12 protein-coding genes are annotated in these 15250 nt (G+C 61.8%); 6 read left to right on the top strand and 6 right to left on the bottom strand.

Features of this window, described 5'->3' with window-relative positions:
- Positions 1-91: 91 nt before the first annotated feature.
- Complete coding sequence (locus tag FHT75_RS15670; RefSeq protein ID WP_047615113.1) at positions 92-799, top strand: DUF502 domain-containing protein; 708 nt, start codon at positions 92-94, stop codon at positions 797-799.
- Positions 800-830: 31 nt separating this feature from the next.
- Here FHT75_RS15670 and recG read toward each other — a convergent pair whose 3' ends face one another.
- Positions 831-2936 (bottom strand): ATP-dependent DNA helicase RecG, encoded by a 2106-nt coding sequence (recG, locus tag FHT75_RS15665; protein WP_097630822.1) that lies wholly within the window; start codon positions 2934-2936, stop codon positions 831-833.
- 92 nt (positions 2937-3028) lie between these two features.
- Here recG and FHT75_RS15660 point away from each other — a divergent pair, with 92 nt between their 5' ends.
- Genes FHT75_RS15660 through FHT75_RS15650 form a run of 3 tightly spaced genes read left to right on the top strand, consistent with a single transcriptional unit; the run spans position 3029 to position 7318 of the window.
- Positions 3029-3334 carry a succinate dehydrogenase assembly factor 2 gene (locus FHT75_RS15660; protein WP_017960426.1) on the top strand — a complete coding sequence of 102 codons (306 nt, stop codon included), beginning with the start codon at positions 3029-3031 and terminating at the stop codon, positions 3332-3334.
- A complete protein-coding gene (gene mfd, locus FHT75_RS15655; RefSeq protein WP_047615823.1) occupies positions 3331-6834 on the top strand; it encodes a transcription-repair coupling factor in 3504 nt (1167 codons plus the stop codon). Before FHT75_RS15660 ends, mfd begins: the two co-directional genes overlap by 4 nt.
- Before the next feature lie 16 nt (positions 6835-6850).
- A complete protein-coding gene (locus FHT75_RS15650) occupies positions 6851-7318 on the top strand; it encodes an OsmC family protein (protein ID WP_047615425.1) in 468 nt (155 codons plus the stop codon).
- 35 nt (positions 7319-7353) lie between these two features.
- Here the strand turns inward: FHT75_RS15650 and FHT75_RS15645 are convergent, their stop codons facing one another.
- Together FHT75_RS15645 and FHT75_RS15640 are read right to left on the bottom strand one after the other, a co-directional pair.
- Positions 7354-8025 (bottom strand): DsbA family oxidoreductase, encoded by a 672-nt coding sequence (locus FHT75_RS15645; RefSeq protein ID WP_097544251.1) that lies wholly within the window; start codon positions 8023-8025, stop codon positions 7354-7356.
- 64 nt (positions 8026-8089) lie between these two features.
- A complete protein-coding gene (locus tag FHT75_RS15640) occupies positions 8090-9892 on the bottom strand; it encodes an extracellular solute-binding protein (protein ID WP_097630821.1) in 1803 nt (600 codons plus the stop codon).
- Positions 9893-10180: 288 nt separating this feature from the next.
- On the opposite strand from FHT75_RS15640, the gene FHT75_RS15635 reads away from it, so the two are divergent.
- Positions 10181-10840: an invasion associated locus B family protein gene (locus FHT75_RS15635; RefSeq protein WP_047615121.1), complete on the top strand. Its 660-nt coding sequence runs from the start codon at positions 10181-10183 to the stop codon at positions 10838-10840.
- Between the two features lie 115 nt (positions 10841-10955).
- Here the strand turns inward: FHT75_RS15635 and hspQ are convergent, their stop codons facing one another.
- From hspQ to FHT75_RS15620, 3 genes are all read right to left on the bottom strand, one after another.
- Positions 10956-11285 carry a heat shock protein HspQ gene (gene hspQ / locus FHT75_RS15630; protein ID WP_063475575.1) on the bottom strand — a complete coding sequence of 110 codons (330 nt, stop codon included), beginning with the start codon at positions 11283-11285 and terminating at the stop codon, positions 10956-10958.
- A 259-nt stretch (positions 11286-11544) separates the two neighbouring features.
- Complete coding sequence (glnA, locus tag FHT75_RS15625; RefSeq protein ID WP_028756888.1) at positions 11545-12954, bottom strand: type I glutamate--ammonia ligase; 1410 nt, start codon at positions 12952-12954, stop codon at positions 11545-11547.
- Between the two features lie 78 nt (positions 12955-13032).
- Positions 13033-13371 carry a P-II family nitrogen regulator gene (locus FHT75_RS15620; protein WP_003539626.1) on the bottom strand — a complete coding sequence of 113 codons (339 nt, stop codon included), beginning with the start codon at positions 13369-13371 and terminating at the stop codon, positions 13033-13035.
- A gap of 343 nt (positions 13372-13714) precedes the next feature.
- Here FHT75_RS15620 and FHT75_RS15615 point away from each other — a divergent pair, with 343 nt between their 5' ends.
- Positions 13715-15187, top strand: coding sequence for a bifunctional ADP-dependent NAD(P)H-hydrate dehydratase/NAD(P)H-hydrate epimerase (locus FHT75_RS15615; RefSeq protein WP_063475576.1), 1473 nt, complete (start codon positions 13715-13717; stop codon positions 15185-15187).
- Positions 15188-15250: the final 63 nt, after the last annotated feature.

Below are 15250 nucleotides of genomic sequence, written 5' to 3'. Positions count from 1 at the left end.
TCCCGAATTCTGGCAATTTTGGTGTGCGGACAAGGGGGAAGGGCCGGCGTTCCGGCCTGTCCACGACTGAGATGGAGTTCATCAGGAAACGATGACCGACAACACCCCCAGAATGCCGGTCGCGACCCGGCTGAGGAATAATTTTCTCGCAGGGCTGATCATCTGCGCCCCGATCGCGATCACTATCTGGCTGACCTGGACATTCATCCACTGGTCGGACAGCTGGGTCAGGCCCTATATTCCGGCGCGCTGGAATCCGGAAAGTTATCTCAATTTCGCCATTCCCGGTTTCGGCCTGCTGATCGCCGTCGTGCTGATCACCGTCGTCGGCTTTCTCGGCAAGAACCTGATTGGCCAGAGTATCGTCCGCTTCGGCGAATCGATCGTCCAGCGCATGCCGCTGGTGCGCACAATCTACAGAAGCGTGAAGCAGATTTTCGAAACCGTGCTGAAGGAGCAGGCGAACTCTTTCAAGAAGGTCGGCCTCATCGAATATCCGGGTCCAGGCCTCTGGGCGCTGATCTTCATCGCCACAGACGCCAAGGGCGAAATCGCTTCGAAGTTCGATGCCATGGGCCAGGATATGGTCGCCGTCTTCCTGCCGCCGACGCCGGTGCCGACGGCGGGCTTCCTCATCTTCGTGCCGCGCGAGAAGATCGTCATGCTCGATATGTCGCCGGAAGACGCCGCCAAGTTCCTGATTTCAGGCGGGCTTGTGGCGCCCGAACACAAGCCGGCCGATCCGAAGCAGAAGCATTTGCCGCGGCCAAAGCCGGTGGCGGTTTCCAAGGCGGATTGATGCCTGTCGCCCAACGCTGCGGCGTCGCGTTTCAACCCGCTCTCAAAAACCGGATCGCCTCGTCACGGCGGAAAAGATAGAGCAGGGTGCGGATCGCCTGTCCTCTTTCACCGGTCAGCTCCGGATCGCGCTCGATCAGATAGGCGGCATCCTTGCGGGCGATCTCCAGCAGGTCGGCATGCGCCTCGAGGCTGGCGATGCGGAAACCCGGCGTGCCGGATTGTCTTGTGCCGAGCAATTCGCCTTCGCCGCGCAGCTTCAGGTCCTCCTCGGCGATGCGGAAACCGTCTTCCGTCTCGCGCATGATCGAGAGCCTGGCATGACCGGTCTCGCCGAGCGGCCCCTTATAGAGCAGAATGCAGGTCGAGGCCTCGTCGCCGCGCCCGACCCGGCCGCGCAGCTGGTGCAATTGCGCCAAGCCGAAGCGTTCGGCATGTTCGATCACCATGATCGTTGCATCCGGCACGTCGACGCCGACCTCAACGACTGTCGTGGCGACGAGCAGCCGGGTCTCGCCGTTCTTGAACGCCAACATCGCCGCATCCTTCTCCGGTCCGCTCATCCGGCCATGGATGAGGCCGATATCGGGGCCGAGCGCGGCGGTGAGCGTCGCATGCCGCTCCTCGGCCGACATCAGGTCGAGCTCTTCGGACTCCTCGACCAGCGGGCAGATCCAATAGGCCTTCTTGCCTTCGGCGATCGCGCTTTGCAGCCGCCCGACGATTTCGCCGGTTCGTTCCATCGGCACGGTGATCGTCTGGATCGGCTTGCGGCCGGCCGGTTTCTCGGTGAGCTTGGAGACGTCCATATCGCCGAAGGCGGCAAGCACCAGGGTGCGCGGGATCGGCGTCGCCGTCATGACAAGCATATGCGGTGAGATGCCCTTGGCCGTCAGCCGCAGCCGCTGATGCACGCCGAAACGGTGTTGTTCGTCGACGACGGCAAGCATCAGATTGGCGTAGGTGACGCTGTCCTGGAACAGCGCATGTGTGCCGATGACGATCTGTGCAGCACCCGAGGCGATGCGCTCCTGGATCTCCTCCCGTTCGCGTCCCTTGGTGCGCCCGGTCAGCACCTCGATGCCAAGCCCGGCGGCGGCGGCGAATTTCGAGATCGTCGCGTGGTGCTGCCGCGCCAGGATTTCGGTCGGCGCCATCAGCACGGCCTGGCCGCCGCTCTCGATCACCGCCGCCATCGCCATCAGCGCCACCAGCGTCTTGCCGGAGCCGACATCGCCCTGCAGCAGTCGCAGCATGCGCTCGTTGCCGGCCATGTCCTTCAAAACTTCGGCGATCGCCTCGTTCTGGCTTGTCGTGAGCGAGAAGGGCAAGGTTTTCAGGATCTTGCCGCTAACGGCACCTGTGGCATGCACCGGCTGGCCCGCCACCTTGCGCAGCCTCTGCCGCACCAGGCTCAGCGACAGCTGGCCGGCGAGGAACTCGTCATAGGCAAGCCGCCGCCGGGCAGGGGCCTGCGGGTCGATATCGGTGGGGTCGCGCGGCTCGTGCAGCATGTGGAAGCTGTCGCGGATCGACGGCAGGCCCTGCTTCTGTGTCAGCGAGAGATCGATCCATTCCGGCAGCTCGGGAAAGCGCGGCAGGCCGGCGTCGATGATCTTGCGCAGCGTCTTCGGCGAGAGCCCCGCCGTCAGGGGATAGATCGGCTCGACCAGCGGCAGGCTCTCCGCCTCGTCGGCCCTGACGATATAATCGGGATGCACCATCGAGGCGCGGCCGTTGAACCAGTCGATCTTGCCGCTGACCGTCACCTCGGCATCGATCGGCAGCTGCTTTTCCAGCCATGCCGCCTGTCCGCGGAAGAAGACCAGCGTCAGCTCGCCGGTTTCGTCATGCAGGAAGACGCGGTAAGGGATATTGCTTTTGCCGCGCGGCGGTACCTGGTGCCGGTCGACGCGCGCCGTGATCGTCACGATCGCCCCCTGCGGCGCGCGCGCGATTCCCGGCTGGTTGCGCCGGTCGATCAGCGAAAAGGGTGCGTGGAAGAGGAGGTCGATGACCCGGCAATCCTCCAGAGTCTCGCGCCCGAGCAGCTTCACCAGCAGCTCGGCGATCTTCGGACCGACGCCCGGAAGGCCCGAAATGGGGGAAAACAGAGGATCGAGAATGGCGGGGCGCATGCGGCCAAAATGCGATGAACAATGCGGCCTTGGCAAGGCTGACAAGCCGCTTTCCAGGGTCTATAGAGGCGCATCAACAGGAAGGTAATGCCATGACAGGTGTCACGCTCACGAGTGCCGGTCTCGACCCGCGCCGCCGCAGGATCCTTTTCCGCTGCTGGCATCGCGGCATCCGCGAGATGGATCTGGTCTTCGGCCAGTTCGCCGAAGCCGAGGTCGCCACGCTGTCGGAAGCCGAACTCGACGAGTTCGAGACGATCATGGCCGAAGAGGACAATGATCTCGTTCGCTGGATCATGGGAACATGGCCGGTGCCCGAGCGTTTCCAGACACCGATGTTTGCCCGCATCGCCGCCTATAAGCCCGATTTCGACAAGCCCCTCAGGACGCCGGAATGATCCCTGGTTTCGATGCGAAGAAGCTTGCGGCCATTGCCGAGCCGCTGACGATCGGCAATGTGCCGGCAGGTCTGGAGACGCTGCTGCTCGCCGAGCTCGCTCGAACGGGAGAGCCGGTCGCCTATGTCATGTCGGATGGCCACCGCATGGCCGATCTCGAACAGATGCTCGGTTTCGTCGCCCCCGACATTCCGGTTCTCACCCTGCCGGCCTGGGACTGTCTGCCCTATGACCGCGTCTCGCCGAGCGCCGACACGTCGGCCCGCCGGCTAGCCGCACTTGGCGGCCTGATTGCCCATCGCAAGAAGCCGCATGCCGCAATCGTGCTCGTCACCGCCAATGCCATGCTGCAGAAGGTGGCGCCGCAGGATGTCATCGAGAGCCTCAGCTTTTCGGCCCGTCCCGGCAACCAGCTGCGCATGGACGATCTCGCCGGCCGCCTGGAGCGCAACGGCTTTGAACGCGTCGCGACCGTTCGCGAGGTCGGCGAATATGCCGTGCGGGGCGGCATTCTCGATGTCTTCGTGCCGGGTTCGGAAGAGCCGGTCCGCCTGGATTTCTTCGGCGACACGCTGGAATCGATCCGCAGCTTCGATCCGGCCAGCCAGCGCACGATCGGGCAGGTGCGCTCCCTCGATCTCAATCCGATGAGCGAGGTGACGCTGACGCCGGATACGATCAGTCGCTTCCGCAAGAATTACCTTTCGGCTTTCGGCGCCACCACCCGCGACGACGCGCTCTATCTCGCCGTGTCCGAAGGCCGCCGTTACCCCGGCATGGAGCATTGGCTGCCGCTCTTCTACGAGAAGCTCGATACCGTCTTCGATTATCTCAGCGGCTTCCGTATCGTCATCGACCACACGGTGCGCGAGGCGGCGGAGGAGCGCTCCAAGCTCGTTTTCGACTATTACGATGCCCGTCTGAATTCCGGCCAGCCGGCCAAGGGCCAGGTGAACCAGGGCACGCCGTACAAGCCGGTGACGCCGGGCCAGCTCTATCTCGACAGCAAGCTTTTCGTCAAAACCCTCGACGCGCTCGGCGCAATCCGCATCAGCCCCTTCAACGAGCATGAGGGCGAGGCGAGGCGGGTCGTCAATGTCGATGCCCGCCAGGGCCAGCGTTGGGCCCGTTCGAACGCCGAGGGCGGCGGCGATGCCGAACGCATCAACATCTTCGACGTCGTCGTCAAGCATATTGCCGATCGGCGTGCCGCCGGCGCGAAAGTGCTGGTCACCGCCTGGACCGAAGGTTCGCTGGAACGCCTGCTGCAGGTGCTGAACGAACATGGCCTGGAAAAGGTCAAGCCGGTCGAGGCGCTGAAGGATGTCGGTTCGCTGGCGAGAGGCGAGGCGGCCGCGGCCGTGCTCAGCCTCGAATCCGGCTTCGAGGCCGGCGACCTCGTCGTCATCGGCGAGCAGGATATATTGGGCGACCGCATGGTGCGCCGCTCCAAACGCCGCAAACGCGCCGCCGATTTCATCTCCGAGGTTGCGGGCCTCGATGAGGGCTCGATCGTCGTCCATGCCGAACACGGCATCGGCCGCTTCGTCGGGCTGCGGACCATCGAGGCGGCCGGTGCGCCGCATGCCTGCCTCGAGCTGCAATATGCCGACGAGGCCAAGCTCTTCCTGCCGGTCGAAAACATCGACCTGCTCTCGCGCTACGGCGGCGAGGGCACCGACGCCCAGCTCGACAAGCTCGGCGGCGGCGCCTGGCAGATGCGCAAGGCCAAGCTGAAGAAGCGCCTGCTCGACATGGCCGATGCACTGATCCGCATCGCCGCCGAGCGCCTGACGCGCCACGCGCCGATGCTGACGACGCCGGACGGCCTCTACGACGAATTCGCCGCGCGCTTCCCCTATGACGAGACCGAGGACCAGGATAACGCCATCGAGGCGGTGCGCTCCGATCTCGGTGCCGGCCGGCCGATGGACCGCCTCGTCTGCGGCGACGTCGGCTTCGGCAAGACCGAAGTGGCGCTGCGCGCCGCCTTCGTCGCAGCGATGAATGGCGTCCAGGTCGCCGTCGTCGTGCCGACGACATTGCTCGCCCGCCAGCACTTCAAGACCTTTTCCGAACGTTTCCGTGGCCTGCCGGTGCGTGTCCAGCAGGCCTCGCGCCTCGTCGGGGCCAAGGAGCTGGCGCTGACCAAGAAGGAAGTCGCGGACGGCAAGACCGATATCGTCGTCGGCACCCATGCGCTGCTTGGCGCCGGCATCAAATTCGCCAATCTCGGCCTGCTCGTCATCGACGAAGAGCAGCATTTCGGCGTCAAGCACAAGGAGCGGCTGAAGGAGCTGAAGAGCGACGTGCACGTGCTGACGCTGTCGGCAACCCCGATCCCGCGCACGCTGCAGCTTGCCATGACCGGCGTGCGCGAATTGTCGCTGATCACCACGCCCCCGGTCGACCGCATGGCGGTGCGCACCTTCATCTCGCCGTTCGACAGTCTTGTCATCCGCGAGACGCTGATGCGCGAGCATTATCGCGGCGGCCAGAGCTTCTATGTCTGCCCCAGGCTTGCCGACCTCGAGGATATCAGTGCCTTCCTGCAGTCGGATGTGCCGGAGCTGAAGGTGGCGATCGCCCATGGCCAGATGCCGGCCGGCGAACTCGAAGATATCATGAACGCCTTCTATGAAGGCCGCTACGACGTGCTGTTGTCGACCACCATCGTCGAATCCGGCCTTGACGTGCCGACAGCCAACACGCTGATCGTTCACCGCGCCGATATGTTCGGCTTAGCCCAGCTCTATCAGCTGCGGGGCCGCGTCGGCCGCTCGAAGGTGCGCGCCTTTGCGCTCTTCACCCTGCCGGTCAATAAGGTGCTGACGGCAACCGCCGAGCGCCGCCTCAAGGTGCTGCAATCGCTGGATACGCTCGGCGCCGGCTTCCAGCTGGCGAGCCACGACCTAGACATCCGCGGCGCCGGCAACCTGCTTGGCGAGGAGCAGTCCGGTCATATCAAGGAGGTCGGTTTCGAGCTCTATCAGCAGATGCTGGAAGAGGCGGTCGCCGAGGTCAAGGGCGTCGACGAGATCCACGACACCGGTTGGTCGCCGCAGATCTCCGTCGGCACGACGGTGATGATCCCGGAAAATTACGTACCGGACCTGCATCTGCGTATGGCGCTCTACCGGCGTCTCGGCGAAGTCACCGAGCTCAAGGAGATCGATGGCTTCGGCGCCGAGATGATCGACCGCTTCGGCCCGATGCCGATCGAAGTCCAGCATCTCTTGAAGATCGTCTATATCAAGTCGCTCTGCCGTACCGCCAATGTCGAAAAGCTCGATGCCGGCCCGAAAGGCGTCGTCGTGCAGTTCCGCAACAAGGAATTCCCCAATCCGGCAAACCTCGTCGGTTATATCGGCAAGCAGGGCACGATGGCGAAGATCCGCCCCGATCACAGCCTGTTCCTGACCCGCGACCTGCCGACCCCGGAAAAACGCCTGCAAGGCGCCGCGGTGATCATGACGCAACTGGCCGAGATGGCGAAGTAGGCAGAGGGAGACGAAGATGGCGACATATGGCGCGACGATCGTGTGGCAGCGGAACGGCGAGACTTTCACCGACAACCGCTACAGCCGCGCCCACTGCTGGACCTTCGACGGCGGCATTGAGGTGAGGGCGTCTTCTTCCTCGCATGTCGTCCCATTGCCCTATTCGGCCGAGGACGCGGTGGATCCGGAGGAGGCTTTCGTCGCTTCGCTCTCCAGCTGCCACATGCTCTGGTTCCTGTCGATCGCCGCCAAACAGCGCTTTTGCGTCGACAGCTACACCGATGCCGCCGAGGGCATCATGGAGAAGAATGCCGAAGGCCGTCTTGCCATGACCGTGGTGACGTTGAAACCGCATGTCGTCTTTAGCGGCGAAAAGCAGCCTTCCCTAAGTGAACTCGAAGCCCTGCATCATCGCGCCCACGACGAATGTTTCATCGCCAATTCGGTGAAGACCGAGGTGCGCTGCGTTCCGATTCTGGGCTGAGCAAAGCCAAGTCTGTTGTCGGGCTTTGCCGCCTGTTAGTTGAGCCCCGACCGCGCCTCGGCCTTTGCCTTGGCGATATCGCGCAACGCATTGGCCAGCACGTCGGGCGTCTGCGCGCCGCTGACGGCATATTGCTGGTCGAAGATGAAAAACGGTACGCCGTTGACGCCCATCTCCTGCGCCGCTTTGATCTCGGCGACGATCAGGTCGCGATCGGCGTCGGAGGCGAGCAACGAGGCGATGACCGAGCGGTCGAGGCCGGCCTTTTCGGCGATATCGAGCAACACGGCGTGGTCGCCGACATTGCGGCCTTCCTCGAAATTCGCCTTGAACAGCGCGCCAACGACCTTGTCCTGTTTCTCGCGGCCTTCGATCATCGCCCAATGGATCAGTCGATGCGCATCGAGCGTGTTGGGGCCGATCTTGATCGCCTCGAAATCGAAGGCGATGCCGACCTCGCGGCCGTAATCGGTGAGCATTTTGTGCGCTTGCGCCACGCGCTCCTCGCCGCCGAGCTTCTCAGCCAGCGCCTTCTTCTGGTCGACGCCTTCCTTGGGATAGTCGGGATTGAGCCGGTACGGCCGCCAGTTGATGTCGACCCCGATTTGGTCCTGCACCTCGGCGATGGCGAGCTCCAACCGCGCCTTGCCGAGATAGCACCAGGGGCAGACGACATCCGAGACGACGTCGATGGTGATACGCTCCATGATGATTTTCCTTATTCTCATGCGTCTCCCAAGGGAGACATTTGGCTGGCGGTTCGGCTGATTCTTACTGCACGCTCGTATCCCACCATACCGGCAGCTGATAGCCGTAGAGCGGCACGCTGTCGGGACGGCCGATGCGCTTGCTGCGCGCCACCCATTGCTGGTCGATGTGGTAGAGCGGCAGCACATAGTGGCCTGAAAGCAGCAGCCGGTCGTAGGAGCGCACCGCCGCGGTGAAATCCTCGGCCGAGCGCGCCCGAAGCAGATGGTCGATCAGCGTGTCGATATCGGGGGCGGCGACACCGGCGAAACTGTCGGTGCCTTCGCGGGTTTTGGCGGCTGAAGACCAGCGGCCAAGCTGTTCGTTTCCGGGTGACAGCGAAGACGTATAGGACTTGATGATCATGTCGTAGTCGAAGCTGTTCGTCCGGCTCTGATACTGCGAATCGTCGACGGTGCGGATTGAAGCGGCGATGCCGATCGTCTGCAGCGAACGCTGATAGGCGACGGCAAGCTTCTCCTGGTCGGCATTCTGCGTCATGATTTCGAAGGCGAGCTGGCGGCCGGAGGCATCGAGCATCTTGCCGCCCTGGATCGTATATCCGCCCTGTTTCAGCAGTTCGACGGCCTGCTTCAGCACGTTGCGGTCGCGGCCGGAGCCGTCGGTCACCGGCAGCTTGTAGGTGCCGTCGAGAATCTCCGGCGCGATTTTGTCCTTGATCGGCCCGAGCAGGGCAAGCTCGGCTGCATTGGCGGGAACTCCGAAACTCGACAGTTCGGAATTCTGCCAGAAGCTCTGCGTGCGCTTGTAGGCGCCGGAATAGAGGTTTTTGTTCGCCCATTCGAAATCGAACACCAGCGACAGGCCTTCGCGCACCTTGAGATCGGCAAAGATCGGCCGGCGCGTGTTGAACACGAAGCCGAGCATGCCGCTCGGCAGTTTCGGCGTGAATGTGTCCTTGACCACGGCCCCCGAGGTGACGGCGGGGAAATTATAGGCATTGGCCCAATGGCCGGGATTGCCGTCGGGATAGATGTCGACATCGCCCTTCTTGAAGGCCTCGAACAGCGTCGTGTCCTGCAGGAAATACTGGACGGTGATCTGGTCGTAATTGTCGGTACCGACCTTGGCGGGAATGTCCTTGCCCCAATAATTCGGGTCGCGCTCATAGGTGATGCTCTCGCCGGGCTTCACCGTCTTTACCTTGTAGGGACCGGAGCCGACCGGCGGCGTCAAGGACGAACGGTCGAAGGTTTCAGGATCGATCGCATGTTTCGGCAGCACCGGGAAAAGACCGAAGATCAGCGGCGTTTCGCGATCGGCCTTGTCGTTGAAGGTGAAGCGCACGCTGTGTTCGCCGACCTTCTCCATCTTGGCGACGACGTTGAGGCGGTTGGCGAAGGGCACGCGGCCCTTGTCGCGCATCAGTTCGAAGGTGAACATCACGTCTTCGGGCGTCACCGGCTGGCCATCGGCCCATTTCGCCTTCGGATTGAGGTTGAACTGAATGAAGCTTCTGTCGTCGTCCCATTCGACTGTCTCGGCAAGCAGCCCATAGAGCGTGAACGGCTCGTCCCTGGAGCGCTGCATCAGCGATTCGTAGACGAGATTCCCATATTCCGGATCCCACATGCCGCGCGCCGTCGTGCGCATGCTCTTCAGGATGAAGGGGTTGAGGCTGTCGAAGGTGCCGACGACGCCATAGGTGATCTTGCCACCTTTTTTTACGTCGGGATTGACGTAAGGGAAGTGTTTGTAGTCCGCCGGCAAAGCCGGCTCACCGTGCATCGCGATGCCGTGCAGCGGCTCGGCGGCGACAGCGCCGCACAGCAGCGAGAGGACGAAGGGGACGATAATCCGGAGCATTCGGCAATCCTTGATCCGTGAAAAACGGGGCATGATTCACGCGGGAGATTATCATGGGGTCGAGTGATTCCAACACGCAGCGGCGTTTTCTTTGATCTGGCTGCGAAATTGCCTCTCAAATTGCCAAAGAAATGCTGGATATCTTGAACGCTGCGATGTAACAGGTGAACCCGAAGTTTCGGGGTCATGCATTTGCCTTATTTTTTTAAGAGGTGGAGTGCCGAACGACCCGATGGTTGGGGCGGCAAAGACGCTGCCCCGAACGGATATCAGGAGACGGAATTCGTTATGATGTTCAAGTCTGAAAAGAAAATGCGGGCAGCACTGTCCGTTCTGGCAGTGATGTTCGGTGCCGCTTCGGCTCCGGTCTCCTCCTTTGCCCAGGATGCGGCCGCACCGGCGCCTGCCGATGCGCAGGCCTCCGGTGCGCCGAAGCTCGGCTGGTACAAGACCTGCAGCAAGCAAGAAGACAACGACATCTGTGTTGTCCAGAACCTGATCCTCGCCAATGGCGGCCAGCTCGTCACGGCCGTCGGCCTGATCTCGGTTTCTGGCAAGATCAACCGCAAGCTCCTGCAGGTCTCGGTTCCCACTGCACGCCTGATTCCTCCGGGCATCATCATGCAGATCGACGGCGGCAAGGGCCAGAAGCTCGACTACGCTGTCTGCCTGCCGGATAAGTGCACCGCCGAAATCCCGCTGACCGACGCGATGATCGCCAGCCTCAAGAAGGGCAGCGACGTGATCTTCACCTCGATCAACTTCCGCCGCGCGCCGAACCCGATCAAGATTTCGCTTGAAGGCTTCACCGGCGCTTATGACGGCGAACCTGTTTCCGAATCCAAGCTCGCTGAAAGCCAGCGCAGCCTGCAGGACAGCATGCAGAAGAAGGCCGAGGAAGCTCGCAAGAAGCTGGAAGACGCCCAGAAGGCAGCCAAGGCGCAGTAATCCTGCCATCATCTTCGAACAGAAACCCGGCTTCGCGCCGGGTTTTTTGTTGCGCCACGAAAAAGGCCTCGCCGGGAGTGTGCGAGGCCTTGTTTCATGCGGCGGTCAGCCTGATTTAGTGGGCGAAGCTCATCTTGGGTTTGAACTGCCCTGACGGGGCCTGATCGAAAATCTGGTAGATCTGTGGGTTGCGAAGCGGCGCGCCGCTTTCGTCATTCATCAGGTTCTGCTCGGAGACATAAGCGACATATTCGCTTTCATCATTTTCGGCGAGCAGGTGATAGAAGGGTTGGTCCCTGCTCGGGCGCACCTCGGCCGGAATGGAATTCCACCATTCCTCCGTATTCGCGAACTCCGGATCAACGTCGAAGATGACGCCGCGAAACGGAAAAACCTTGTGCCGAACCACTTCGCCAATGCTGAACTTTGCTACTCTTTCTTTCATGGTACGACTTCCTTTCATCACCGAATTTGGTGATTGGTGTCGCGCAAATCAAGATTTGTGCGCGAGTTCGTCACATGAACGTCATATCCTCCTACTGCATAATTCCTTAAATCGGAAAGGATTTAGGGACAAAATTATGCAGCACTCCAAGTGCTACAGCGTCTTTTGCGCGTCTCAAAGCCGCGCGGCGCTGTGGTGGCGTCCATGACCTGGGAGGTGAAAGCCCCGGCGAACCGGGACTTTCGGTCTTCGCAGCCGATCAGGCTGAATAGTACATGTCGTATTCGACCGGATGCGGCGTCATTTCGAAACGCATCACCTCGGCCATCTTCAGCTCGATGAAGGCATCGATCTGGTCGTCGTCGAAAACGCCGCCGGCTGTCAGGAACTTGCGGTCCTTGTCGAGGCTTTCGAGCGCTTCGCGCAGTGAGCCGCAGACAGTCGGAATCTTCTTCAATTCCTTCGGCGGCAGGTCGTAGAGATCCTTGTCCATGGCCTTGCCGGGATGGATCTTGTTCTTGATGCCGTCGAGGCCGGCCATCAGCATAGCGGCGAAGGCGAGATAGGGGTTGGCGGTCGGATCGGGGAAACGGACTTCGACGCGCTTGGCCTTCGGGTTGGAGCCGAACGGAATGCGGCAGGAGGCCGAGCGGTTGCGGGCCGAATAGGCGAGCAGCACCGGTGCTTCGTAACCCGGGACGAGACGCTTGTAGGAGTTCGTCGACGGGTTGGTGAAAGCGTTGATCGCCTTGGCATGCTTGATGATGCCACCGATGTAGAACAGGCAGCTCTCGGAGAGGCCTGCATATTCGTCGCCGGCAAAGGTCGGCTTGCCACCCTTCCAGATCGACTGGTGCACGTGCATGCCCGAGCCGTTGTCGCCGAAGATCGGCTTCGGCATGAAGGTCGCCGTCTTGCCGTAGGCATTGGCCACCTGATGCACGACATATTTGTAGATCTGCATCTTGTCGGCGTTGCGCACCAGCGTATCGAACTTGATGCCGAGTTCGTGCTGGGCGGCAGCGACTTCATGGTGATGCTTTTCGACGACGACGCCCATCTCGGAGAGCACCGTCAGCATTTCCGAACGCATGTCCTGGGCGCTGTCGACCGGAGGAACCGGGAAATAGCCGCCCTTGACGCGCGGGCGATGGCCGAGGTTGCCGGTTTCGTAATCGGTGTCGTCGTTCGACGGCAGTTCGGTCGAATCGAGCTTGAAGCCGGTATTGTAGGGATCGGCCTTGTACTTGACGTCGTCGAAGACGAAGAACTCGGCTTCCGGGCCGACGAAGATCGTGTCGCCGATGCCGGATGCCTTGAGGTAGGCTTCGGCCTTCTTGGCGGTGCCGCGCGGATCGCGGTTATAGGCCTCGCCGGAAACCGGATCGAGGATATCGCACATGATGACCATGGTCGACTGAGCGAAGAACGGGTCCATATGCACCGTCTCGGTATCGGGCATCAGCACCATGTCGGACTCGTTGATGGCCTTCCAGCCGCCGATCGAGGAGCCGTCGAACATCACGCCGTCGGCGAACATGTCCTCATCGACGCAGACGACGTCCATCGTCACATGCTGCAGCTTGCCCTTCGGGTCGGTGAAACGCAGATCGACGAACTTGACGTCGTTTTCCTTGATCTGCTTCAGAATTTCGCTTGCGGTCGCCATTAATTAGTTTCCTCCGATTTGCGATGACGGTGTAGGTCGGCGGTGACGGTAACGGACTTTGCGCAATTGGCAAAGTGGTCAGATGGCATCGATGCCGGTCTCGCCGGTACGGATGCGGATAACCTCTTCGACGTTGGAGACAAAGATCTTTCCGTCGCCGATGCGGCCGGTCTGCGCCGCCTTGCGGATCGCGTCGATGACGGCCTCCGCGTTCTCGTCGGCCAGCACGACCTCGACTTTTACCTTCGGCAGGAAATCGACGACGTATTCGGCTCCGCGGTAGAGTTCCGTGTGGCCCTTCTGACGGCCGAAACCCTTGGCTTCCGTGACTGTGATACCCTGCAGGCCGACTTCCTGAAGGGCTTCCTTCACTTCGTCCAGCTTGAAAGGCTTAATGATCGCTTCGATCTTTTTCATGAGAAAATGTCTCTCCGCTTCTCCCGTTATGGCAGGAATTTTCCCGCTCGCCGGATATGATGCAGATATCGTGCCAGTTTGAAATCCATCTTATCGAAAAAAGGCGTCGATTTTGTCGAAACAGCCGCGTTTGCGGGGAATTTCATGTCGTTTTGGTGACGGAACAGGTGGAAAAACATTGTCTCTGATCAAAAACACATCCGAAACCGAAAAAGTCAGGTATTTTCGCAACTGCGAATACACGGATCTGAAAGATTAAAATATATGCAAATGCCTAAAATGAGTCCTTCACTTTGATGTTTCAGGCGGTTGTTTTTTAGGCGTTTTTCGATTGAATAGGATGATGAGTAAAGATCTGTCCCAGCTCCTCCTGACGCCTGCCGAAATGGCTGCCGTCGATGCCGCTGCTGCCGCATCCGGCATCGATTCCTTCGGCCTGATGGAGAAGGCGGGTGCCGCGGTTGCAGCTGCCGCGCTGCGACGTCATCCCGACGCTTTTCGTTTCGTCGTGCTTTGCGGTCCCGGCAACAATGGCGGCGACGCCTATGTCGCGGCACGACATCTGCAGCAAAGCGGAGCGGCGGTGGCGCTGTTCCATCTGGGTGATCCCGCGAAGCTGAAGGGCGATGCCGCCCGTGCCCGAGCCGGCTGCGCGCTTAAGGGACTGGAACTCGGCATCTACCAACCCGAAACCGGCGATGTCGTTATCGACGGTCTGTTTGGGGCGGGGCTCGGCCGCGAGGTCCCGGTCGAAGTGCGCGCGCTGATCGGACGCGTCACCGCGGCCGGTCGTCCGGTGCTCGCCATCGATCTGCCCTCCGGCCTCGATGGCCGCACCGGCAAGGTGCTGGGGGCTGCCTTCCAGGCCTGCAGCACCGTCACCTTCATGACGCGTAAGCCCGGCCATCTGCTGATGCCGGGCCGGGAGCTTTGTAATGAATTGGAGGTTTTCGATATCGGCATTCCCGCCCGCATCATCCGCGCTGAGGCTGCCGGTCTTATCGCCGAGAACACGCCCGATGCCTGGAAGGGTCTGCTGCCGGCCGAGCAGCTGGAAACCCACAAATACAAGCGCGGTCATCTGGTCGTGTTCTCGGGCGAGGCGGACAAGACGGGTGCTGCGCGCATGTCGGCGACCGCGGGCCTGAAGGCCGGCGCCGGCCTGGTCACGATCGCCGCTCCCCGCGCGGCGATCTCCGCCAATGCGGCGCATCTCACCGCCGTCATGCTGCATGCCATCGACGACGAGGTCGACCTCGGCGGCTGGCTCACCGACAAGCGGCTGCAGACTTTCGTTCTCGGCCCCGGGTTTGGCATCGGCGCCAGGGCGCGCGGCTTCGTCTCCGCTCTTGCCGATCGCCATCTGGTGCTCGATGCCGACGGCATCTCCTCGTTCAAGGACGATCCGCAACAATTGTTTGATCTTTTCCGCGGTGAGCCGCGTCTGGTGCTGACGCCGCACGAGGGTGAATTCGCGCGGCTCTTTCCCGATATCGGCAGCGATGATGCGCTCGGCAAGGTGGACAAGGCTGTCGCTGCTGCCCGCCGCGCCAATGCAGCGATCGTTTACAAGGGGGCCGATACTGTCATCGCCGCGCCGGATGGACGTGCGCTCATCAATACCAATGCCCCGGTCTGGCTTGCCACCGCCGGTTCCGGCGATGTGCTCGCCGGCATCATCGGCGGATTGCTCGCCCAGGGCTTGCCGACCTTCGAGGCCGCGGCGGCCGGCGTCTGGCTGCATGGCGAGGCCGGCCAACGCGCCGGCAAGGGGTTGACGGCGGAGGAGCTTGCCACCCACGTCTTGCCGCTTTAGCCCGCCCGATGCTTCAGCTTCGGGCCGCCGGTGCTTTGAGCCCCGGGCCAAGTCTCACCAAGC

This window comes from Rhizobium sp. BK112 (genome assembly GCF_014193215.1).
GTDB lineage: Bacteria > Pseudomonadota > Alphaproteobacteria > Rhizobiales > Rhizobiaceae > Rhizobium > Rhizobium anhuiense.
This window is presented reverse-complemented; position numbering and strand designations above follow the sequence as displayed.